Raw genomic sequence first — 23,280 nt, 5'->3', positions numbered from 1 at the left:
AGTGATCTAACAAAGATAAACGGCATGAAAAAAACTACTAAACTACTCGCAGCGTCAATTGCATTCGCCAGTCTTCCTCTTTCAGCAGCAAACTACGCCATTGAAGCGCGTGGAGATGCGATGGGTGGTGTTGGTGTTGTTTCAGCAAACTTCTTAACAGCTCCATTCTATAACCCTGCACTAGTTGCCATTTATCGTCGTAATGATGATGTAGGTATGATTACGCCAAGTTTTGGTATTAATTATAATGACCCTAATAATTTAGTGGATGGTATTGATAATTTAGTTGACAGTATTGAGTCAGGTACGGTAACTGGATCTGATATAGATGCAGTTAACGGTGATAGCCTAAATGTTGATTTAGGTGGTGTTGTAGCATTTGCTCTACCAAATCAGTATATTGCAGCAAATATATTTGCAAAAGCATACACTGAATCTTTTGTAACCCCTGATACATCTAACGACCCTTCCAACAGCGATTTGGTTAATGCTGAGTTAACGGCTGTTAAAGCTGTTTCTATTGGCATTATGGAAGCCGGTATTTCGTTAGCAAAATATCAAACGTTCATGGGGCAACATTTGTCGTTTGGTATCTCTCCAAAACTCCAAAGAATCTATACGTATAACTACATTGCCTCTGCACAAAAATACGATTTAAGTGATGTGCGAGAAAACGATACCGCAGAAACTACATTTAATATTGATGCTGGTGCACTCTGGTTTTACGGGCCATTTAGAGTGGGTTTTTCTGCAACGAATATTATCGACCGAGAAATTGAGACTAAATCTATAAGCCAACAGATTACGAGCAGTAGTAACCCTGGTGCTTCGCGTACGATTACATCGAGTCATTCATATAACCTTGGTCCGGTTTACACTGTCGGCGCTGGTATTGTTTCAGACTACTTCACACTGAGTGTCGATTATGATTTGAATGAAGCTAAAAAGTTTACTTCGTTCGAAGACAACGAACAGATGATTCGTGTTGGTACAGAAGTCGATCTTCTACGTCAGCTTAAGTTAAGGGGAGGGTACTACAAGAACCTGGCTTACTCTGATTCAGAAGGAACAGTCACAGCCGGTATTGGTATTTCGCCACTCAACTTGTTCCAGTTAGATCTAAGTGCTAACTACACGAACGAAAATGCAATGGGCGCTTCAATCAATTTCCTTGCTAGTTACTAATAGTCCTTATATAGTTCTGCTCCTAAACAAAGGAGCAGAGCATGCTAAACGACTTACCAACCCTTTCTCACGAAGAACAACAGAAAGCTGTTGAACGAATTCAAGAAATGATGACTCAGGGCATCAGCACAGCACAAGCTATCAAAATCGTGGCTGAGCAAATTCGTGAAGAAATGAGTAATAAAGAAGAGTAGGGCATCAGCCCTTCTTTTTTATTACCTTAGTGCACTATAACTAAATATATTACCCTCTAGTATATTATCTCGTATATCCCAACTCTTTAGTTAACTTAAATTCCGACCTACCCAAAACCGTTAAATGCAGCTTATTCAGTAAGTTACGTCGGAGTAATCCACTCATCAGGCTTTTCTTGGCTTCTATTTGTAATTAAATTACAGAAAGATCTGAAAGTAAAACAATTGCCATTTTAGGCGTCAGCATTTATGTCACCATGTCTAAGTGTTTCAATATATGGCATTTTTTGAGGCTAGTGACGTTGTGACTTGAAATTTGAGAAGGCATAATCGGATGAGCTTACATAAATACGTAAATAAACTTTTGAACTAAGAACACAGAACTAAACCATTGATTCATCCTGCGTAAATTGAGTTAAGCCAACTGATGTAGTGATGGTGAAGCGTAAAGTCTACCAATAGGTCGTTACGCTGTAGCGTATTCAATTTTATGCAAACTAATAACAACTCATCTCCGGTCCAGCGAAACAGTGAGCAATTGATACCAAAGTTGTTATCACCGTTGAGGCAAATCGGATAAGCAATAGAACACCAGTTTCATTACCGCCTTGGTCTTTGCCTTGCTTAAAATAGTCTAAGTTAAACAGACAAATTGAATCGTCTTCCTTACTTTTTCGTTTGGTATTTATACAAAGGGTGACGTTTTCAAGAGTACAAGAATTTAACTGTATAAATAAACAGTATCATTTGGGTTCTTGATTTTGTGTCCATACGACCGGACTTAACTCGTACAGTTTAGTGACAGCGTCACTCAGTTTGTTGATTTCATGTATCGATTACCAATAAACGATTTCTTGGTTTTCTAATCTCATGCGGTAACATCACTGCGACTTTAAAAGCGGACATATCAGTTAGAGAAAGCAAGCACAGCAAGATTAAGACCAATGGGTTTCAAGCAACTCTTAGGTTTATTACCAAAGCTTATCTAAATCAATTTGAACGATAATTACAGGGCAAACCGTTAATATGGGTATCCCAAGTATCGGCGTTATGTGTTAGCGAATAAGTACAATGAATCTATGCAAACATGTCTGCACTTGTTTAGCACATAGGACAGGCATTGCCGTTTTAATCTAACTCTAGAGAGAGCTTGTATGCGAATCTATGTAAGGAAGGCGAACTTTATTGGTTGATAGATTTAAACGAAAGCTCAGCATGTGCAGTTGATAAGAAACATTGGCCGCATGTGTGGAATCTGAAAAAGAAACAACACCAATTGCTCATAAGAATTACACACAGCGCTGCGAACCGTTAGTCCAAACAGGAATGGAAGGATAAGCCTGATGAGACGAGGTTATCCGTCAATAAGATTTGTTGAAAGAAGATTTAAGTATGTGGACGTTGGCCGCACATATAGTTATTAGATTTCAAGTGCGATAAGAGAACTCTGGTCGATGCAAGAAGCTTGATAGCCAGTTTGAACAAAGGTTTTAAGGATAAACTATGAGAATATTACTTTCGGAATTAATCACACATGACTGCGTATTATGTACGTTATGTTAAATCTTGAATGAGTGTAATGTTGTACACCACCTCTTCTTTGCTTTTGTTCCATTGAACATAAGCTATTTACCATAAAGTATATAATAATCAACAGTTTATTTTCTGCGAAATAAACTGTTGATTATTAATCTGACAAAACATTAGAAGCTACTCAACAATGTTAAATCCGTTAGTCTATTATTGTACATAGAAATAAAATCTCTTAGAGGAATTTTGTTCATGTACAAGGTTGAAAATTGTGGCGACCAGTTCTGGTGCATTCTAGATGTGCAAACCACTATGCCACCATTGCTTGCATTTCGATGGCTAGAATCTAACTTAAAAGCAAATGCATTAGGAACCCAGAAATCTTACATGGATTCAGTCAAATTGTTCTATGACTTTTGGTTACAGAAGCATGGAATATCTCTAGATTACTCTTTCTATCGTACTAATTATCAAGACGTGGAAGCTATGATTGTCGAGCTTGATGCCTTTTGGGATTTCCTTATGGCTGATAAGCAGATCACTAATATCACTGCGCTCCCGTCTTCTATTATTGCAATCGAAGAAACTAACAGAAAAAAACGTACTGCTGCAAAACATTGTGGCGTGGTGTGTAACTTCATTAAGTTCTTGAATTCAACATATATAACAACATCTTATGTTGATGAAGACCGTAATACTCTGCGTAGATTGAGAGCGGAAACTGAGTCAAGACTGGTTGAAGCTCGTGAAAAATTCAATAAGTTCAATAAGTCTGCCGCTAAAGCCTCTAACAACTTCGATGATTTGAAGAGTTTGACGGGAGAGCAATACGAAGATTTCTTCAAGGTACTCCTACCAGACGTAATGAAGCCCCTAAAAAACGACAAAACGAGAGTTATTGAATGGGAGCTGATTAAACTGAACCCTCTCAACCCTATGGTCACCTATGAAGTTCAAATGCGAAATTACCTTTTAACAAACTTACTTGTTAAGTACGGATTACGCATTGGAGAGTCCCTACTCCTTCGAAAGAATTCGTTTAAAAAATCACTAACAGTCGAAAACAGTTGGATAATGAGCGTTAGGAATCTAACCGATGATGCATTAGATGATTCTGCTATTGAAGATGAGCGAAATAACAAACCTCAGATTAAGACAAAGTTTAGTAACCGACACATTCACATTGCTGCTGACGACTACAAGAACTTGATGACCTATTACCACTTCATTCGGTCGTCTGGAGCCAAGCACGACTTTATCTTTTCAGCGAGCACAAGTCCCTTCAAGCCAACGAGTTACTCGACTGTAATGACTCAGTTCAAGGCGGTCACTGAGTCGTTTAGGGAGCACTTCCCTGAACATTTCGACCCCGTTTATGCCGAATCAATAACAAAAAGCATCTCTCCTCATTGGCTCAGGCACACGTGGGCTTTCGGCACAATGGAAAACTTATATGACAGGTTCAAACATCAGTTTATTGAGGCCGGAGCAGTTAACGTCAAAGGAATAATGGCGGAGGCTAGAGAAGAACTACGGACGCTTGGTGGGTGGTCTATCAATTCAACTATGCCCTCAAAATATGCCAAACGTTTCGAGATGCGTAAGGCAAATGAAACGTTAATGGGCGTCTATAACAGTCATAAAACTGACTTATCTCTTTACGAGTTTGACGAAGAACTCCCATGGTAAACCCAAAACAACATCTTAATCTTTTTGCAGGAAGCAACAATGAGTAACGAAATACATAGCAGCCCAAGCCTTGCGCCAACCTTTACGGCAGAGCAGAAAGTCTTTATTGATGACTTACATTTACCTGCTGTTATGTCTATTGACATAGCAGCTCAAGACGATACTCCCTACATTCAGACGAAAAGTGACCGTTGGGAGTATGTCAGGTTGGGGCGTATTCATGTACTTAGGTTTGACCTATCTCCTTCATGGAATAAGCTACTGAAACTATTGGTAATAAAATACACCTCTGGCCACTTAGCTCCACTTTCAAAAGAAATTTTCAATTCAATTAAGAAGTTTATCAGAACTTTAGAATACGTCTCCTACAGTTCTTTTTTCAATTGGTTGGAAAGTTGTGCTGCGGCTGACAAAGTACAAGGTTACTTCGGGGTTAAATCGATCACGCGATATCTTGTAAGAATCGGATTTCCTGAATTTGACATTGACGATCTAGAGTCACTGGTGCGCTTACCTACTCCATCTACCACCAACCCATTTCTTCGGTATCAAGATGTCGAAGCCGCAATGCCGACTCATACCAAAAACCTCATAGTTAATAGGCTGGTTGAGTTCGGCACGCCAGAGGGACTTTCAGCTCTTAGCGATAAGGAACTAAAAGACTTATCCGTTCTTGCTATTTCTTATTCCGTCGGTTGCCGTCCCCAGCAGTTTGCAAAGCTTATTGGTGACTCTGTAAAACTACATGCAATGAATCATAAAACTGGTTTAAAACGATATTTGATAGCGGTTCATTTGGTCAAACAAAGTGCAGTGACTGATGCGGCTACCCCAGTTGCGTTGAGCAGCGAAATTGGTCGCATTATTGATGAATACAAAAAGCGGTTTAATATTGAAGATAGGGATACTTTGTATCCCTATGACGGCGATAAGAAGCGTTCATTACCCCAACAGATGCATAAATCTCTTAACGACGCACTGCTGTTTATCCAGCCTGATGATGTAAAGGTTGCTATTGAAAAAGAGCGGATGGATACCCCTACTTACACGCTCTATGATTTTCGACACAACATTGGTCATAGCATGGCAATGCTTAATGCGTCAGCGGAAGAAATTGCAATGGTGCTTGGTCATGCTTCTACAGTTGCTGCTAGCTATTACATTCAAGCGACCCCAGATATAGCCCTATTAAAGCACAAAGCTCTTGGCTCAAACCCTGTCTGGAAAGGCATGATGGGATTACTTTTAACTGGCTATTCGGTGAGTGAAGCTGAATGGGAGGGATACTTTGTTTCTGGAATTATTCGGGGTAAGTTAATAAAGCGCGTTGGGGGATGCGAAAGACACCAAAAACTGTGTCACCTTCAGAAAGTGCGTAGCTGCTATGGGTGCTTTTACTTTAGACCATTCAGGGATATTAACAAACATAGAGAGGTGCTCTATATCATGTCTGAAGAGTTGTTTGATGTTATTAATGTGTCACACGAAGGTCAAGGTGTACTCAACCCTCTTATCGATACTGCAACACAGACTAAAAACGAAATTGAAATGGTGATTAATCGTCTTGAAGGTGGTTTTCGATGAAGCAAAACTACGAACAATTAGACAGTTTTATATCCCTAAATAAGTCGTTCTTCGAGGATGTGCTTTTACCTGAAATTAATGCAGGCCACGAACAATACTCTTGGGGATCTCAAAGTTGGACATTTGGAGGGGTTTCCTTTGGAATATTTGCAACTACAAAAGGACATGTGAATTTTAGTCAAGCCAAAACCAATTCAATGAAAGGCATGTTTAAGGGGGACGAAAAAAAATTAGGTACGGTTAATTTGACCCCAGTTTTTTCTGAGTTCATCAAGGCTTACTGCGTGTCACTTTTCAGGGATAGAAACGTCTCAGGGTCGGTTGTCGTTAACACACATTTACTTTTTAAGCGTGTTTACGTTCGCATGCTGATGCGTGGTATTGAGCCTAATCCCGTGAATATCACTTCTGAAATCTTGCAGGAAGCCGTTGACCTGTGTGCTCAATCACGAACAGGAAAATCAGCAGACACTAATGCGGCTGATGATTACATTCGAGCGAACCAAATTATCAAAGAATTGAACTATCTTGGCATAACCCAAACTGAATTAGATCTTGAGGTAAAGCAAACAAGTATCTCAGGGAATTACACCGAGCAAGCTAAGAATGAACAGAAGAAAGAAGGTGAAGCCAAAAATAGTAAAGACAAAAATCTTTCCATTCAAACCTTCTTAAATATCGTCGCACTCCGATCTTTAGTTCAAAATGATGGTGAGAAAATCGTTCTCAATTTTGTGTTATTACTGATGGTGACTGGCTTTCGTCATATGGAGGCGGCAACCGTCCGATATAACAACTTTAAAGTTGTGGAAATTAACGATCCTCACACAAGAGCTGCCATGGAGAAACGTGGATTACCGACCTTTTTTGTGGGTCTAAAATATGGCGGTGAGAAACAGGCAGGCGTTCGGATACATTGGTTTGAACCAATGGCTGTTGATCTGCTCGATGAGATTGTAGTAGACACGATATGTCTCACAGAGAAACTTCGTAGCCAAGTGGAACATATAAGAGCCACCAATTTTAAATCGTTACTCCCGTACACATGGGGTGGTAATGATAACAGCGAGGTTATTGAATTATATCCCAACGTCGCAAACCTCGATTCAATCGTCGATGATGTCTACGAGTCCTTTGCGAAGACTGTAGTTGCACGTGGTCGCAGGGCGGCACGAGACTACGCTAACAAAAAGATGTTGGGCTTTGGAATCAATCCTTTCTCTGAAACTGATGCTGGGAGAAACAGTAAAGAAAAGCGATATTACTACAGTGATATTGAGAGGTTTATCAAGGCTATCTTGGTAGAAGATAAAGGAACTCCGTCGGACTTAATTTGGCGGTATACAGATTCTGAAACTAAAGAAGTTATTAGCATTCCATACGAGATGTTGCTATTTATCCTTCCCCTAGGTAGTGCGAGCCTGACCCGACAAGCTGGTCTGAAAGTTATCCCACAAGTAATTAACAAAGACGTGATCTCTCCTTTCTTAGGATATGGACAGGTTGAAAATCGTAAGCGAAGTGTCTTTGCGAAATACAATTTGACAAATGAATATGGTGAGATTGACATGATGTACACTCATTGCCCAAGGCATGGGATCAATACATTTTATGCACTGGCAGGTGTGTCCGACCATCTTCAAGCGATGTTTATGGGACGCAACGATATCAAACAAAATAAGAGCTATCAGCATCTAAGCTTTGAAGACCGTACTATCGCTCCAGCGTTGGTCTCGTTTGGTAATGCCAAACAGCTTGCCAGCGAAGGAAAGGCGTTAGAAACGGTGAAGGAGCAAGCTTCCATAAAAATCAACCCAAGCCTTACCCCCTCAAATGCGCTCGCACAAGCATTCGGCACACAGACAACAAGCGAGGATAAAGCCTCATTCATTGTCGACTTATCTAGTCACAGTTCAAGCGATGTATTTGCAGAGTTTGGTGAACTGTTTGACTTGATCGACGAAGAGGAAATGGATGATAACTCATCTCTCGCCAGAAAAGAGACTGAGGTTCATCCCCACTCAGACTTGCATGAAATGAACCTTGGGAGCTGTATGCGAAAATTGTCAACGTTCTCATGCCCTTACAACATGAAGTGCCAAGATGGATCTCCCTGCGCATACTTTACTCTCACTGGAAAATCTGACGAAGAACACAAAGTTAGGCAACTAGGTGCGCAAATTATTTCTCAAATATCCGTCATCAATCATATGGAGTTAACTGGAGAGTTATCTGTCAAGGAGTGTGAAGAGATACTTGGTGAGCTTTACTCCCGCCAAGACAATATCACGCATCACAAGACCCAGTCTGACAACCTCGTCAATGAGAAGATATTGATAAATTTAGTGGCGTTAGATGGGAATCGAAAACCGAGAATGCTTTCAGAAATATTTGCGGTTGCTCATCGAAAAATAAAATCAATGAAGGTATTGGAGTCCAAACGTAACGAGAAACTCCATATAGGACATCTTACAGCGGATAAGGATTAGCTTTAACGGTGACTCACGGTTAATCGTTTACGCTTAGCGCATAGTGAACTGTGCGAGCGTAATGATTGGACTAGCAATTTTCCTTGAACAGTAACTAAATAACACAAACATATATGAGCCGTTAATGACATAAAGTGTCATCAATGCCTTAACACACCATACGGAGCTCAACATGAGTGATAAACTCAAAGGCAAAGAGCTTGATACTCGAATCGAGCATGAGCTTTTAGACATGATTAGTGAGGGCTATGAGCGCTCTCCCATAACTCAGGCAAATCTTTACAGAAGGCTTAAAGACAAAGGCATAATAAACAGTAAAGCGACTTTAACTAACCGTAAATACTTGATAGAAAAGTTCGCCAAGGACCAGATCGATTCATTGGGAGGAACGTTTGGTGAAAGCGTCAAAAATTCGCGCTCTATGAGCAGGAAAGAGCTGGAAACTGCCAATGCTAATCTTAACGATCAAGTTAGAGAATCAAGGCGCATGGTTCAACAAAACACTACTTGTATCTTGAGCATGATTAAGATTATTCGTGCTCAAACCACAGTCAAGAATGTAGAGCGCTGCTTGTCACCTTACCTTATAAGAGAACTACATGAATTGAGGATGGGCCATAAATCAAATGATGATGACTAACAGAACTCCACTGAACATAGATAAGCTAGCTTATTTATGTTCAGTGGAGCAGATGAATAAAAGTACAACACAAACTGCTAATGTTGGTTAGTTATCGTTTACACTAAGATTACTCACCACTCCAGTTTCTCGTACAAATACTCAAACAACCCTACCCTAAACAACCGAGTCGATGTGGCTGCATTCTTGCTGTAATCAAGTCTTCCTAATGCTTTACCAGATGCTTTCGGCTCACTTAGTGAAGCTCCTTTGCTGACTAATTCATGAACTGTAAAACCCAGAGCCTGCCAGACCTGTGGCAAAAGGTGATACCCGGAACGGTCATTAAGAAAGGCATTCTTCAATGCTTCAAGCCATGCCCTCAGAAAAACAATAATTTTGTCCATGTAGTCATCAGACAAGGCAGAAGTATGGCTCGCTCTATTCGGCAACGTAATGTCTTTCGCCATCTTGCTATACTCCTGTGTGCCCAGCCCTGCGACAGCACCAACGATATACTTGAAAAGTACGTATTAAGTCGTGATATAGCGCTCTGAAGTTTTCACATGCTTGGAGTCAAAACTCACACCAACATAAGATTCAATATAGGCGTCTCGTATCAGGTTCTATAAAAGGCTTCAATGGAAAATCATCACAGGGTAACAAATTCTTCCAATCAAGAAGATGCGGAAGGCTTTTAGTAATGACTCCAAAATGTTGCTCTTTTTAAATAGCTCGATAACATCGTCACTATTCAGACCTCGTCCAGTATCAAACACAATGCGGACTTCAACCTCCTCCATTGCTAAACGTTGTCTCTGTTCATTTCGTTGATTAGCTTCTTTAACAGTCAACCTAGAGCTAAATAACAATGTTTTTAATTCCAAGCCCTTGCAGATAGCAGTCAATCCCAAAACGTTGCCGACTACATATGTATTAGAGGTGTTGTAAATCAAAGTCGGTAACTGGTGTGATGAATTAGTAAGAGTCGTTTTACCGATAACTGCAAAGGTCAACGACAAAGGTGAACTTACCGAATGATCAATAGCGTTATTTTGTAGTACAGACTGAATCTGTTGAACTTTTTCAATATTTTTAGCGTTCACAGTAGAATCAATAGCCCACCTCAATTGTGGCAAGAGGTTACTGGTTGAAAAATATGAAGCTACTTCAGCCATCTGACGCACCAACCAAACTTGTAATTCATATTTATGGGATAACGAATTCGATATTGATAATTCTAAAACTATTACAAAATCGGTTTAGCTTACTTCAATAAATTACTTATACAGGCTTTCCGCTCTAGGTATAAAGAAGCCGAACTCAATGAATTCGGCTTCTTTTTCCTTGATATGACCCAAAAGGAGGACTTATTAATCCAACAAACAAGGTGTTTGTTCCAATCGAAGCTACTTTCCCAACCTTGTTAGCCAAAGCTGCTCATCCTTTGGATTCACACTAGGTATACAGTGCTTTTCTAATACTATCGCTTTAGCTAGACAAAGTAAGTATCTCAAGTAGAGAGACCTGAGATCCATGATAAAGTTTGATTCTATCGAGACCGTCGACATAGTGATATGCAGTAGCGTGGGAAACCAAATAATAGCCATCATAATTGTTCGATTATCGTGTCAATCAATGTCTAACTTATTCTCTGAATTACCCTTTCAGCTTAAATGAACAAGAGCCATCCATCCCTTTGCGGTAAGTAGAACACCCCCAGAAGTCACTATACTTTCCTTTCCAAAGCTTCATTTCACTGCCACAATTCTGACACAAGGGACGCTCGTCGCTACAGCTTTCATCTATACACACTTGAAGACCACTTTTGATATCTCGACTCATAGGACTTCCACACTTGATGCACGGTGTCTCTTTGTTTTTGCACCTAGGGTATAAAGAACACGACATAAACTTGCCGTATTGCCCTACTTTTAACCTCAATGTACCTTCACCACAGCAATGACATGAAATCTTTTCAGCTTGCTGCTGAATGATTGCTACATCAAACTCATTGGTTTCCACTGGATATCTCGCTTTAAGCAACTCCGTTACAAACTCACTAGCGTCCATCATATCAACGAGTAGATAAGCTCGGTGTTTTGCACGGGTTAGAGCAACATAGAATAAACGACGTTCTTCAGCATATTCAAAGCTATCCCCTTGCGGTAACAGTGCATCCACAAGCGGTGGCGTTTGTTTTTGAGAAGGAAACCCGTGCTTTCCCGAACTCAACCCCATTACAACGACATACTCAGCTTCTTTACCTTTTGAAGCATGAAACGATTGGTTTTCAATTTCCAAAGTCGGAAATTTATGTTTTAGAGCTCTTAATTGATGTAAATCAGGGAGTTGATACCAGTAACGAGCAAGAAGGTATACCTTGTTCTTACTGGCCTTCTTAGACGCAAGTACTTGGTTCGATATTGAAGAAAGCGCCTTTTCTAGCGCAGATAATCCAACCTCATCACTACCTTGGCGAACAATACTTACCGCAGGAGTATCCACGTGAACTAGTGATTTGATCTTTTTACTCAACTGAACTGGGTTTTGAGTGACGAATCGAGTCGCTACATCCCCAATAGAGTTGTTAAATCTAAATGTCATATCCAACGTTGTTTCAGAAGTTGAACCAAAGTAGCGAGAAAACTCCGTAGTAAGTCGTACATCGGCTCCGCTGAAGCGGTATATTGCTTGCCAATCGTCACCAACACAAAACAATGATGAACCAAGGTAACTATCACGTAGTGCCTTAACAAGCCTAGCTCTAGGCTCTGAAATGTCTTGGAATTCATCTACCAGCAAGTACTTCCAAGGAGACAGGAATTGACCTGTTTGAACATACTGTAAAGCTTTGCCAATCATATCGTTAAAATCTATTACTTGATGGCCTCGAAGGTACTTTTCATAGTTGTGATATAGCGGCATTAATAATTCGAGTGCTTTAGCGGTTTGTTTTGAATCCACCGACTCTTTGATGATTTTGTTTATTCCACTTTCATCCAGACAAGCTGCTTTGTACATATCAACTAGCGCTCCAAGCAGTCTCGCTAACTCTGTCACTTGACCTAGTTGCTCCAAGTTAGCTAACAAAGCGTTATCAGATACAGGTTGAGTCTCTACACCGCGTTTAATCAGTTCTTTTTCTAGAGCATTAAGTAGTTTGCCGTTTTTGTGTTGGTGGTAGAATACCTCCACATAACCCGTCTCATATTTCTTGTGGGTTTCCCGTTTCCACTGGATACTTGCGTGATAACTCTCCTTGTCAACATAAGGCGCAGTATTTCCGTTTTCATCGGTGCCATAGTATTCGATGTAAATATCGTAATCAGGAAGGTAGAAATCTGGTTCATACTGACGATATTCACTGGTTGCAACATCAAATCTATACTTAGCTTCATATTCATAGTTGATACCTTTACGCAACAACCAGTTCGCAATCACTAGCTCACCATAACTCTTAACTTGCTCTCCCCTCATTGAGCGAATGTCATTATCATTTAGATACTTAAGGTGCGCACCTTGAGATTCAAAATCCCAAGGGTTCCTATCAACGTAGTAATATGAGCTGAAGTAATCGAGTAATTTTTGTTTGTAATGGCTATCGAGCATCAATTTCTCGATCTCATCATGCATCCATTTGGCTTTTACTTTGGCGCTATCTTCGAGCTTGGACAAGCTCGGCGCTTTGCCTTCAACAGCTGAGATAATTTTCACACCTAAACTGTGAAATGTACTCGCTTTCACATCATCGAAGCCTAATTTATCCTTGATTCGTTCATCCATCTCTTGGGCAGCAATACGTCCATAAGCAAGCATCAAAATATCATTTGACCTAGCTTGTCCACTATTAACTAAATACCCTGTTCTTCCGACCATAACACTTGTTTTGCCCGTACCTGCGCCAGCGAGTAGAAGGTTATTGTCGTTATCAGTCACACAAGCAATTCTCTGCCTATTTGTCAGAGGATTCGATTCCACACCATCAAAGAACGATTCAAATTGAGAAAGTTGTTTTGCTACATAACGATTGCGTATCTTATCTATATCCGAAGCATCCCAGTTTTGGATGTTAGTAAGTTGTGATGCCGTTTTCTTTGCTAATTCTGAAAGACCTTGTGCCTTTTTCCAGCCTTTCCAACGCTTTATTTCAAGACTCGCAACCGACTGAATTTGTTCAATTGAAGAATCTCTAAGAAAATTAGATGTGCATTTTTTGTAGGCATCATTTAGGAAGTCTTGCAAGCGCTCCGCACTTTGATTTGCCCACAATGGAAACAGTCCTTTTGAATACCGAAAAGGAGTTAAATAACCCAGCATACGAAAGCGATATACTCGACCGCGTGAGACCAAAGCCAAACACCCGCCGTCTATTGAAAGAGTGATATATGGTGGACAATCAAGGTGATCCCAATCAAAGCGAGCTTCATTCCCTCTTTCAACAACACGAATTCCATTATCATCTACTGTTATCTCGATCTCTTTGTTAAAGAGACGAGCAATCGGGTTAGCGGTAAGAGTCCACAAAGTCATTGTACGCAGCCAGTTTCAAGTTGATGTCATTAAAAAATTACAACCATTGTACTGTAATTGTTGATGATTTGCCTTTGAGCGTGGTTAAGCACTGAACTGATTTTAAGGGTAACTCAGAACTATTTGATTAAATTAGATCTATTACTAAGACTAGCCGTGTAATGGTTGAGTGACGATGGTCATTTATTGTCGGGCGTTCATCTACTGGGATTTTAGATAAAGGAGCCTACTTCAACGAGCATCGTGAATCACGAGAGCAAGCAGATGAGGTCTAGAACACTTATGTCCAGAGGCTTTTCAGCGCGACCATCGCTAACAAGTCTTTGCCCCACTTCGTTACTTTAACTACTCTAAGGGCAGCTCCGAACGATAACTGGTCATCCACATACGAAGCAAAATAAATTGTTGGCCTGCACGTGCACAAGTTAAAGCCATGGCTCGCTTCAGCATACAAGAGTGTAACGCTGCAAATCGTTCGTATTGCATTCGAGCAGTTCTATACCTGAAATTGGCCCCGAGTTCCCGCTCATTCTGAGTCTCCCCGTGTCGAGTGAGAGGATCATTGCTGCTTATGAATTCTGGTCGGTTCAACAAACACTTCGTCTAAGTTAGACATTGATTCTAAGGCTTCGGAATCGAAGAAACTACATACCACGGAGAGTTCCTCATGGGACAATAATCTACATTCAGTCATACCATCAAACTGCGGCCAAGATTCGTATGGGTTTACAGTGAGTTTAGACAACAAGTATTTCTCGCACTTGAGTGCATCATCTACACGCACGACTCTGTGAACCTTCTTGGGTAGTGGCACACCAATCTTCTTCCTTTTTCTGTACTGTACTTTTAAGCGGGCAAAGCCGTCTTCCCAGCTACCTAATCCAATTTTGAAGTATCCACATGTATCCTCAAACAAATAGAGCATGTTGTTATCTGTGGTATTAGAAGCACAAGACGGGCATCCAGAACCTTGGGTAATCAAAGAGCTAGCCGCAGTCGTCCACTTGCGTCCGCAGCCTACATCATTGCATTGGAATTCAGTAAGTGGATCGCTCACACCACTACCATAGCTGACAACAGTGATGTTCTTTTCCCTGTCATCTAATATTTTTTGGATTGATTCTTGAGAATGCTTTTCCATCCCTAAACAGCGAGGACACTGTGAACCTCTGAGGATATGGTAAGTACCCGTCACCCAAGGGGTGTCAATGCCATAACCGCAACCATCAATTAAACAAATAAACTCTGAGCCTTTGTCTCCTTTTCCAGAATATTTGACTAACTTGATGGGAACATTCAGCTCGACAAGTTTTGCTTCTATCTGCTTTTTAGTGTACCTCTCAACCCCCTGACATCTCGGACATTTTTTGCCATTAAGAATATGATAAGCACCTGTTAGCCATTCTCTATCCACCCCATAACCACAACCATCAACATCGCATCTAAAAGAAGACGGCTTATCAACATTTCCGCAATAACTTAGTATGGTGATCTGCGAGTTATTAACATCGAGCTCGTTCTGGATTTTATCTAGCGTCCACCTCTCACACTTTGCACACCTCGGACATCCACGTCCCCTAAGTACTGAATCACTTGTTGCCGTCCACACACAGCCACAGTCGGGAACTCTACACTTGAACTTGGATATTTCCTTAGCCTTCCCAGCGTAATGCAATATTTCAATCGGCCGACAGTTATCGTATAAGACCTGTTGAATATAGTTTTTATCTAAAGGAGCCAAACCACTACAGCGGGGGCACCCGGTACCAGCATTTAAAATATGATTTGCACTAGTCTCCCATTCATAGCCACAGTGACTCTTTTGACACTTAAAAACACTGTTCCTCTGTGAGTTTCCAGAATACTTTTTGAGTCCTATTTGCCTATTCTGGTCATCTAACCTTTTCTGAATTGACTTTACAGTCAAGGGTTCTCTGCCCGAACACCGAAGGCAACCCTTCCCATTTTGAACAACATCAGAGGCACTAGACACCCACTCGTATTCGCATCCATCAACGGTGCATGCGAAATGTGTGTCTCTAGAACTCACTCTCCCTCCGTATTGAACGATGCGAATAGGTCTATTCTCTGAAGTAAGCCTGAAGTTAAGAATTTCAAGTATCTTTGATGGGTCTACATTTCGAGCTATTTGTCCTGCCTTGTTCAGGTAATCCTTATACTTTTCTTTCCAATTCATTGATTTGTCTTAGTTAAGCTGGAAGCTAATGTCCAGAGGGTGAAGAAAAAACTCACACTTATAGGTGTGACAAGTGAACAGTGGTTAGAAGTGCGCAAGAATTTTGGTCTGATGTTAACTAATTCCTCTCATTTGCAGGATGAGCAAAATCAATAGAGCAGTTACTGTTTTCATTGCCATCAAAAGACTCCATAGTGCTTTAGAACTTTAAGCCCCCTCAGTCCAAACTCATTTCTGTCCAAAGGTGTTTCTGCGAATGTCGTAAGTCGCTTATACTAACTGGCCATAGTTTTCCAGTAGATAGACAAGAACGAATCTTAGCTACTATTTATAACAGCTTAGTTTGACCTTGAACGTATGAAATCTGATTAGTAGAGTTAGAGAGGTATGACCTCTCTAACTCGTTCTCAGTCTATAATTAAGTTTTTGTGGCACAAAGGCTATAAGTGTTGAGATCTAATTAATGAGTATAATTTTAGGTGTATGATAATCCAGCTTTTTTACATAGATGTTGAGCAAAATACTTCCTCGTAGTTGAACCACCAGAAGCGACTTTATATGTTCCGTCTTCAGATAAGGCAAGAAACGAACACTCTGACCAATGTCGAGCTCCTCTCGAATAGTCCAAACGGCCTAATTTTTCAGCTACAGAATAAATATGATTGGTGCGACTCGCAGGAGTGAGGTCAATACAATTATTCCATACCTGATGAAACACCAAACCCAAAGACTGAATCAGTGTTGTAACAAGCTGAAAACCGTTTCTATTCATTGAAAAGTCATCTCCTTGCTCGTAGATCCATGTTTCGAGAAAAAGTGTCAGATCGCTTTTAATTGTATTGACATGTGTACTTCCCAAAAGTGCACCGTCAGGCATTTCTCTAGTTCCTTTTAATCGACTCTGCATACTAAACCCACCAATACTTCCTAGCACAAATCGAGTTAATGAGTTTAAGGTCATAATGTATTCGCTAGACTCTGTAATCTTCTCTCCCTCTATCGACATTCCGCCGTGAGAGGCAATAACAGGTAACTCACCTAATTCACGAGCGAGGTTTGTTACTGGATCTGAGCGAAGCACTTTCATTAGTTTGTTCATTGTTAGCGGTTGTTGTTGGCCGTTAACGTCGACAAACATCTGAGCAAATTCATCTTCTGTTAAAGCTTCTCCAGAATCTTTGAAAATGAACATTACCGGGATTTCTAATGATGCCATTTGGTCTCGGATTTCGGCTCTTCGAGCAAGGCGTGCGCTTGAATCTCTACTTACCTGAAGCAAGAAGTTATCGAACCCCCCGATAACTGCCCCGCCAGTACTAAGCCTTCCAATGCCATCAATGACAAATGTATTCTCAGTCTCTATTTCTAACCAATCACTTAAGTTAATTTGACCAGATTTTTCAAAACTAACGCCATGCATGCAGCCCACTAAAACAGGTGGAATAACACTACCTATATCAGTTGTACCACTTAAATGTTTGTAGCAAAAATCTTCAAATCCATTTCGACGTCTTGGTGTCGCAACTCGCTGAATGTCATCATATATTGGTCTTAGGTGTTCGGGGATAAGGTCTAACGAACAACTCCTCAATAGTTCAGATAATGTCATATGTGCTAAGAAAGTTTTAACACCATTGAAACTGCCTTCACTGGATGAACCATATACTAGTTTTCTAGTGACTCCATGTCGCATAGTTGGCGCAGGGATAGTCATTTCCAAATTAATTGCCTCATATTTGTTTAGTTGTTGAAGAAGGTGATGAATTATTGATCGGGGCGAAGCCCCGATCAAATGTTTTTTATAATTTTTTGGTAAAGTTATGAGGATAAGAACTGTAAGAATCTGAAATAATGATAAAAAAAGACGTTGTAACGTTAAGAGGAATTGGTGTCGCACCTTTTGGTCGAGAGGCTAGTTCTCTTCAGTGTGCGCTCCCTCTTTCTGAGGTCTCTGAGTTTTGTTCGCTACCTGACGTATTGGAAGGGGCACAAAACATAATTGCTGATATGTCAAGACCAGTCAACTTATCGGAAGTCAAGCGAGTTCAAAGCTACTTATTAGGCTTATTGAATAACACTGGTATGAATCCGTTACTGACTGTAACAATTGCAGTAGAAGAGTGTTTTAAAGAGATTGTAGATGAGGCGTCGGGTTTAGTATCAATAACCTACTCCCCAAAAAAATCTTATATAATCAATGGAATACAAACGATAGCCGCATACGCTTCGATTACCAAATACGAATCTGAAATTGTTAGATCTCCAGCCCTAGGTATTGACGAACAAAAAGCTGAAAGCCTTAACTCTAAGATCGCTATGTTGCCTACTCTTATTAACGTCATTTACAGAAGCAATGAAAATATACGCAAGCGCGAGATAGTTTCACTACTTAACTCATACAACAACCTTGATACTAGAATTCATTCAATGTCACTCGGAGTATATGAGGACGAAACTCATCCAATTATGTTAGCTGTAACGGATATAGCTAGAGCGATCAATATAGAGAAGTTCGGAGGGATGTCGATATCCTCTCGGCTTACAAAAAATGATTCATATGTAACGACTCAAATATCAATGGCCGGATTGGTACTAGCCGCCATTGGCGGAAGAAGCGCAAGGTTGACTACTCCTCTACCCCAAAAACTTCCAAATAAAAAGATGATTACAGAAGATCTCATCAATGAAACCAAACAGTTAATTATCGATTTTTTGAAAATCTGGTTATCGACTCTTGGGACGCAGTTTGAGAAAGACCCTGACGGGTTTCATTACTCTTCTCAAGTTTGGCAAGCGCTAGGTCTGGTTATTCATCATTTACACGAAGTTGATATTGCTGATTGCGTAAGTGAATCAGCAAAGGTTCTTGCTCATCTAGACTATGATAAGGCTGCAAAGCATTGGAGTAACTGTAGTGCATTAAAGCTCGATGCTACTGGTAAGTACTATATTAATGCGACAGGGGGAGGAAGAAGTTTGAGAGATGGAATAGCAAAATATTTCATTTCGCTGCTTTGACTCATTAACATACTAGGCCGCGTTGATCTTTGCTGTGCAACAATACATCGGTAACCACAATATTTGCTCTGCTGAGCATGATCAAACGGCTAGTATCACTGTCTACATTTAGGCTCGTTGCTGGTTAGACTAGAGGTTCAGTTTGATGTGCAGTTAACTGAGGATATTGGCCACTAAATTGTGATTTCTTTCTGTTTAGCATATGCCAAGGCTTACATAGTTCATACTCTGTATCGTGGATTTCTTCCATTACATTACAAACAAACTGAAAATCGCGACTGGTTTGTTTAAAGTTATTTTTATCACTGTAATGGACAAACTTATTCTCTTGTTGATTGTATACTGTCTCACGTAAATCCATAAAAGATACTAGTTCGTCCGCCATTTTTGGGGCTTGTTCGCTGCTAGAAATTACGACCAGCTTACTAATTCCGGCCACAGCCTTTAGTAGCCGTTGCAAAGTACTAGTTCGGTAAAAAGACAAGTAGGATTCTGGTACGACAATTAATACTCTCGAATTACTGTTTTTCAGCCAGAAGTTCTCACCATAAACAAATTCTACGTTCCCGGTTAAATCTGGCGTGAAGAAATTTCGCAATATAAACTGAATGAAGTTTCTTCCCCGCATAGTACCTATAGCTTCGCATCCGTAAACAAATTCAGTAAACGCTGGTGCTTTCTCAGGGTTGTCTTCTATCAAACTAGTTTGAAAGTCATCTATTTTGTTTTCAAATGTTCCTATGCATTGCACCAGCAGCGGGTGGAGTTGGTCGAGTTCTGCGTTCTCTACCCCTAGTCTATTGAGGCGGAGGCTGATATAAGGTGAACAGAAATCTTGTTGAACATTGAAATAGCTTTCTCCAACATCTAGGCGAGGAACGTAGATTTTTTGACCTTGAATGCTCTGACAAATCACTCCGAACTCCGAACTACGGATAACTTTACACGGTACATATATGGTGGATCTCAGTTTAAGCGGTCGGTATAGTCGTAAGCTCTGATATGCAGCATGTAACACAGACTTTGTGTATGGTTGTTCAGAAAGGGCTGGTAATGAGGCAAAGTTACTTTTGAAGTCAGGAGTCGCATAATATCTATGGGAGAGTTTCATAGAAAGCGCACGTGAGAATAAACTAAAGCAACTAACACGATCGTTCACCCAGAGCAGTAAGGCCTTGCTATAGAGTCGGTTGATTTGATCAATTTGTTGTTCATGTATAGCCCGGGGGAGACGCCCAGTTTTGTGCTTGTCTGAAGATTCTAATAATTTTTCAGTTTCATTTTTCAGTCTTGTCATTTCATCGTTGCTGAGTAATGTAATAAAACTCCTTTCTTCGTCCATGTCCATGTCATTGAGAAAGTACTCTATAGCATCTTGGGTTTGTCGCAGATAGTCACAATCACTTTCGCTGAGGCGATGACGTAATATGTGGTTATCGATGATCTCAGTGACATGGTTAAACAGATCTTTAAACAATAAGTGGTCGAGTTTTGTTTCAAATTTGTTTTTTGAAATCATTTTGATAGTGTCGCCAAGTCTATCCATCAGTACATAAGCCATCCGAGGCTTTATGACCGTATGTTCACGAATACTTTCGCGGTTTTCCTCATACTCAACTAATAATTCTTTAATCGCTCGTGGAACAAAATTAACTGCATCTCTAGCATTCGTAAGGTCGGATTCCGCATAAATGTAGGCCTTGGTTCTGACGATCAACAGATAAATGTCCAAGGCATCAGCTGATTTGAAGTTGTATCGGTACAAGAGTAGTGATTCTCTCTCTAAGTTATTTAACACCGCAATTCGAAATTCGATCTCTGTTCTCGGATGTTGATCGATATACCGCACTGCCACCTCAAGGGCAGGTAGAGCATCGTAAAGGATTTCGTAGTCATTAATTATGTTGTCGAAGCTATGTTCAAATATATCTTGAGCCGCATTAGTTAGCGCCATGATTTTAGAGCTTCTATCAAGGTAGCGTCTGGCAAGCAACGTGAAGTAACAATATAGAGTTTTGATCTCCTGTTTTTGGGCTTCTGTCATCATCTTATCGGACAATAGCATTTTACGTACGTTTTCTAGCCCGGCTTCAATCATGCCAGCACGTTTGGCTTTGAATGCAGAAGACTTGGGATTGTAACTAATACTGTACAAAATCTTCCAAAACTCGATTTGGTCTTGAATCCGTAGTGAACTATCGTTGGCTTGGATGTGGTCTAACGCCGACAGTGAGTACTCCATTGCCAAATCGAATTGCCCTAACTCAATGTCTTGAAGTATTTCGGAAAGTAGCATCAACCACGCAGAGTAGGACGGGATGTCCATTTTCCCACTAGCAAACTCAATAGCAAATGTGACCCCCAAGCTGGCCTCTTTGTAGCCTCGTAGGTAACATTCGCGAACTATACGATAGCGTTTATCTGTCGCGATATATTCCAACACATCTAAGTAACATTTTGCTTCTCGCAATTGATGGTTACTTTTAAGAAAGTCTGTGGTTTTATTCTTCTTTCTGGTTATATCCATCCCAAATACGTCTATCAAGAAAGCGAACTTATTAAGGTTGAACTGCAATTCAGAAAGATTGTCTTTGTGTCGGTAATTTTTCCAACGCATATCGAGTAAGAAAGTATGAAAATCTTCAAATAGAATGTCGCCTTGTAATTCCGTTTTAGTGTAATAAAGATCTTGGAAAAAACGACGAACATAGGACAATGCTCGGAACTTTTTACCCACGCGGAATACATACTGACATTGCTGTAACTCATTGGTCCAGTTTTCAGGTAATGTCCAATTGACGTGAGCGGAGAACTCTCGGAGCTCATCTTGAGTGCAGGTTCCGCTTAGAGCGATGAGCATCTGTAACGAGAGTGCGGATCTTTGTCGGCTTTGCTGCCAGTGTTCGTACCAGTTTTTCGCAGGGTTATACAGTGATGGCAAGTTTCTAATAGTAATTTCTTGGTCAGTATTCCTAATGCGGGTAAAAACATAATGGGCACTGTCGTAGCTTTTTTGCATCATGGTTGTAAGTTGGTGAGCAACCTGATTTGTTATACCTGAATCGGTGAAAATGGCATAAAGTCCTTCCTCGTCAACAGGTTCAATAGCCAATTCCGTTATGTAGTATTCATTTATAAGGCTCATCAGCTCATTTTCACATTTTATCGATGCGTGAGAGCTTGGTCCTCTAGGTAAGAAAAGTAACAGGTTAAACCCCTTTCTCGGTAGCGACCGGATGAGCAATATGAACTGCTCTATAGTTAGCTGGTTTTTAATTATTACGGGAACTGTTGTAAATTCTGCTTCAGGGTGTTTGGTTTTTAGGTCCTCGACAAGGTAGTAACAACTAAGTGATTGTTTAACAGCATTTTCTTCTTTAATTGTCCAACTTGCTTCGACTTGGTTAGCTATTGGACTAGTACGTTTACAATGTTGATAGATATTACTCCCTTTTCGAAATCTGAAATACAGAAAGATAAAAGCTAGAATATATAACACTAGTGCAATGGTGGCATTGAAACGAAATGCTTCAGGAATCAAATTGGGAATCACAGCCCCCAATGCTGCTGCTATTGTTAATTGTATCTTTTTGGAATCTTGAAGTTTCTCAAAATAACGGTTGTGGTTGATCGCTGTGTCAACTTTTTTTAAACAGTTAGGTGAGCTATCTAAAGTGTCATAAACCTCGATGGCCTGACCAGTTTCATAGCAATGGCTCTGCACTGCTTTGACAGCACCATATCCTTCATCGGTATGAATAATAGTTCCATTTACTTGCTGATTTAAACACTCAAAAGTCTCTTGGTTTTGATCGATCAGTTTGTTTAAGTATTTTTTTTCCATTTACTTTCTCACCCAACGTCCTCAAAACAATAATGCAACTGAGTGAAGAAATATTCATTACATAATTGTAATTTATGAGAAGTTCGCCGATTCATCTAGCAGAAGTGATTTATCATATTCGCTGGGATTCAGAGTGTTACCCTCGCCAGAAAACTGGTCATTCGATTAGAAGTATTTCCATACTTTGGCTAATTTATAACGAGCTAAATTAGCAGGCTCGGTAGAACAAAATTGTTCAGAACCTTCAAAGTTGACACTTCGTAACTCAGAAGTGCCCCATGATTTGGTAACCTTTTACTCATTCACATCCTGTTCATGGGATTTTACCCTACTAGAAGTTATCCATTCTTCTAATGCTATTCGCCGTGAATCCCCGTGTTGTATCACGGGGGTAAATT

11 protein-coding genes and 1 pseudogene are annotated in these 23,280 nt (G+C 40.3%); 7 read left to right on the top strand and 5 right to left on the bottom strand.

The genetic code is table 11. From position 1 onward, the window contains the following. Window positions 1-24 precede the first annotated feature (24 nt). From ITG09_17980 to ITG09_17955, 6 genes are all read left to right on the top strand, one after another. Entirely contained in the window at window positions 25-1,185 is a 1,161-nt protein-coding gene (locus ITG09_17980) for a conjugal transfer protein TraF (GenBank protein UPR54838.1), read from the top strand. Between the two features lie 41 nt (window positions 1,186-1,226). After that, complete coding sequence (locus ITG09_17975; GenBank protein ID UPR54837.1) at window positions 1,227-1,379, top strand: YoaH family protein; 153 nt, start codon at window positions 1,227-1,229, stop codon at window positions 1,377-1,379. Between the two features lie 1,782 nt (window positions 1,380-3,161). Continuing rightward, window positions 3,162-4,598 carry a site-specific integrase gene (locus ITG09_17970; GenBank protein UPR54836.1) on the top strand — a complete coding sequence of 479 codons (1,437 nt, stop codon included), beginning with the start codon at window positions 3,162-3,164 and terminating at the stop codon, window positions 4,596-4,598. Window positions 4,599-4,637: 39 nt separating this feature from the next. After that, window positions 4,638-6,182, top strand: coding sequence for a hypothetical protein (locus tag ITG09_17965; GenBank protein UPR54835.1), 1,545 nt, complete (start codon window positions 4,638-4,640; stop codon window positions 6,180-6,182). After that, window positions 6,179-8,671: a hypothetical protein gene (locus ITG09_17960; GenBank protein UPR54834.1), complete on the top strand. Its 2,493-nt coding sequence runs from the start codon at window positions 6,179-6,181 to the stop codon at window positions 8,669-8,671. The genes ITG09_17965 and ITG09_17960 overlap by 4 nt, the downstream gene beginning before the upstream one ends. A gap of 172 nt (window positions 8,672-8,843) precedes the next feature. Further along, window positions 8,844-9,311: a hypothetical protein gene (locus ITG09_17955; GenBank protein ID UPR54833.1), complete on the top strand. Its 468-nt coding sequence runs from the start codon at window positions 8,844-8,846 to the stop codon at window positions 9,309-9,311. A gap of 113 nt (window positions 9,312-9,424) precedes the next feature. Here the strand turns inward: ITG09_17955 and ITG09_17950 are convergent. The 4 genes and pseudogenes from ITG09_17950 to ITG09_17935 form a co-directional block, all read right to left on the bottom strand. Then, window positions 9,425-10,468 (bottom strand): annotated as a pseudogene (locus tag ITG09_17950) (hypothetical protein). Window positions 10,469-10,949: 481 nt separating this feature from the next. Next, window positions 10,950-13,823, bottom strand: a complete 2,874-nt coding sequence (locus ITG09_17945; GenBank protein UPR54832.1) for a UvrD-helicase domain-containing protein — start codon at window positions 13,821-13,823, stop codon at window positions 10,950-10,952. 559 nt (window positions 13,824-14,382) lie between these two features. Beyond that, window positions 14,383-16,020, bottom strand: a complete 1,638-nt coding sequence (locus tag ITG09_17940) for a hypothetical protein (protein UPR54831.1) — start codon at window positions 16,018-16,020, stop codon at window positions 14,383-14,385. Window positions 16,021-16,495: 475 nt separating this feature from the next. Next, window positions 16,496-17,734 carry a hypothetical protein gene (locus ITG09_17935; protein UPR55203.1) on the bottom strand — a complete coding sequence of 413 codons (1,239 nt, stop codon included), beginning with the start codon at window positions 17,732-17,734 and terminating at the stop codon, window positions 16,496-16,498. Window positions 17,735-17,871: 137 nt separating this feature from the next. Here ITG09_17935 and ITG09_17930 point away from each other — a divergent pair, with 137 nt between their 5' ends. Then, window positions 17,872-19,038 (top strand): hypothetical protein, encoded by a 1,167-nt coding sequence (locus tag ITG09_17930; protein ID UPR54830.1) that lies wholly within the window; start codon window positions 17,872-17,874, stop codon window positions 19,036-19,038. Between the two features lie 124 nt (window positions 19,039-19,162). On the opposite strand, the gene ITG09_17925 is transcribed toward ITG09_17930, so the two are convergent. Further along, window positions 19,163-22,882 carry a hypothetical protein gene (locus tag ITG09_17925; protein ID UPR54829.1) on the bottom strand — a complete coding sequence of 1,240 codons (3,720 nt, stop codon included), beginning with the start codon at window positions 22,880-22,882 and terminating at the stop codon, window positions 19,163-19,165. Window positions 22,883-23,280 lie beyond the last annotated feature (398 nt).

This window comes from Vibrio cyclitrophicus, assembly GCA_023206055.1.
GTDB classification, from domain to species: Bacteria; Pseudomonadota; Gammaproteobacteria; order Enterobacterales; family Vibrionaceae; genus Vibrio; species Vibrio cyclitrophicus_A.
This window is presented reverse-complemented; position numbering and strand designations above follow the sequence as displayed.

Coding starts and splice junctions, on each gene's coding strand:
- ITG09_17940 (UPR54831.1), bottom strand. CDS start 16,020: ATGAATTGGAAAGAAAAGTATAAGGATTACCTGAACAAGGCAGGACAA.
- ITG09_17945 (UPR54832.1), bottom strand. CDS start 13,823: ATGACTTTGTGGACTCTTACCGCTAACCCGATTGCTCGTCTCTTTAAC.
- ITG09_17975 (UPR54837.1), top strand. CDS start 1,227: ATGCTAAACGACTTACCAACCCTTTCTCACGAAGAACAACAGAAAGCT.
- ITG09_17980 (UPR54838.1), top strand. CDS start 25: ATGAAAAAAACTACTAAACTACTCGCAGCGTCAATTGCATTCGCCAGT.
- ITG09_17960 (UPR54834.1), top strand. CDS start 6,179: ATGAAGCAAAACTACGAACAATTAGACAGTTTTATATCCCTAAATAAG.
- ITG09_17965 (UPR54835.1), top strand. CDS start 4,638: ATGAGTAACGAAATACATAGCAGCCCAAGCCTTGCGCCAACCTTTACG.
- ITG09_17955 (UPR54833.1), top strand. CDS start 8,844: ATGAGTGATAAACTCAAAGGCAAAGAGCTTGATACTCGAATCGAGCAT.
- ITG09_17930 (UPR54830.1), top strand. CDS start 17,872: ATGATAAAAAAAGACGTTGTAACGTTAAGAGGAATTGGTGTCGCACCT.
- ITG09_17970 (UPR54836.1), top strand. CDS start 3,162: ATGTACAAGGTTGAAAATTGTGGCGACCAGTTCTGGTGCATTCTAGAT.
- ITG09_17925 (UPR54829.1), bottom strand. CDS start 22,882: ATGGAAAAAAAATACTTAAACAAACTGATCGATCAAAACCAAGAGACT.
- ITG09_17935 (UPR55203.1), bottom strand. CDS start 17,734: ATGACTATCCCTGCGCCAACTATGCGACATGGAGTCACTAGAAAACTA.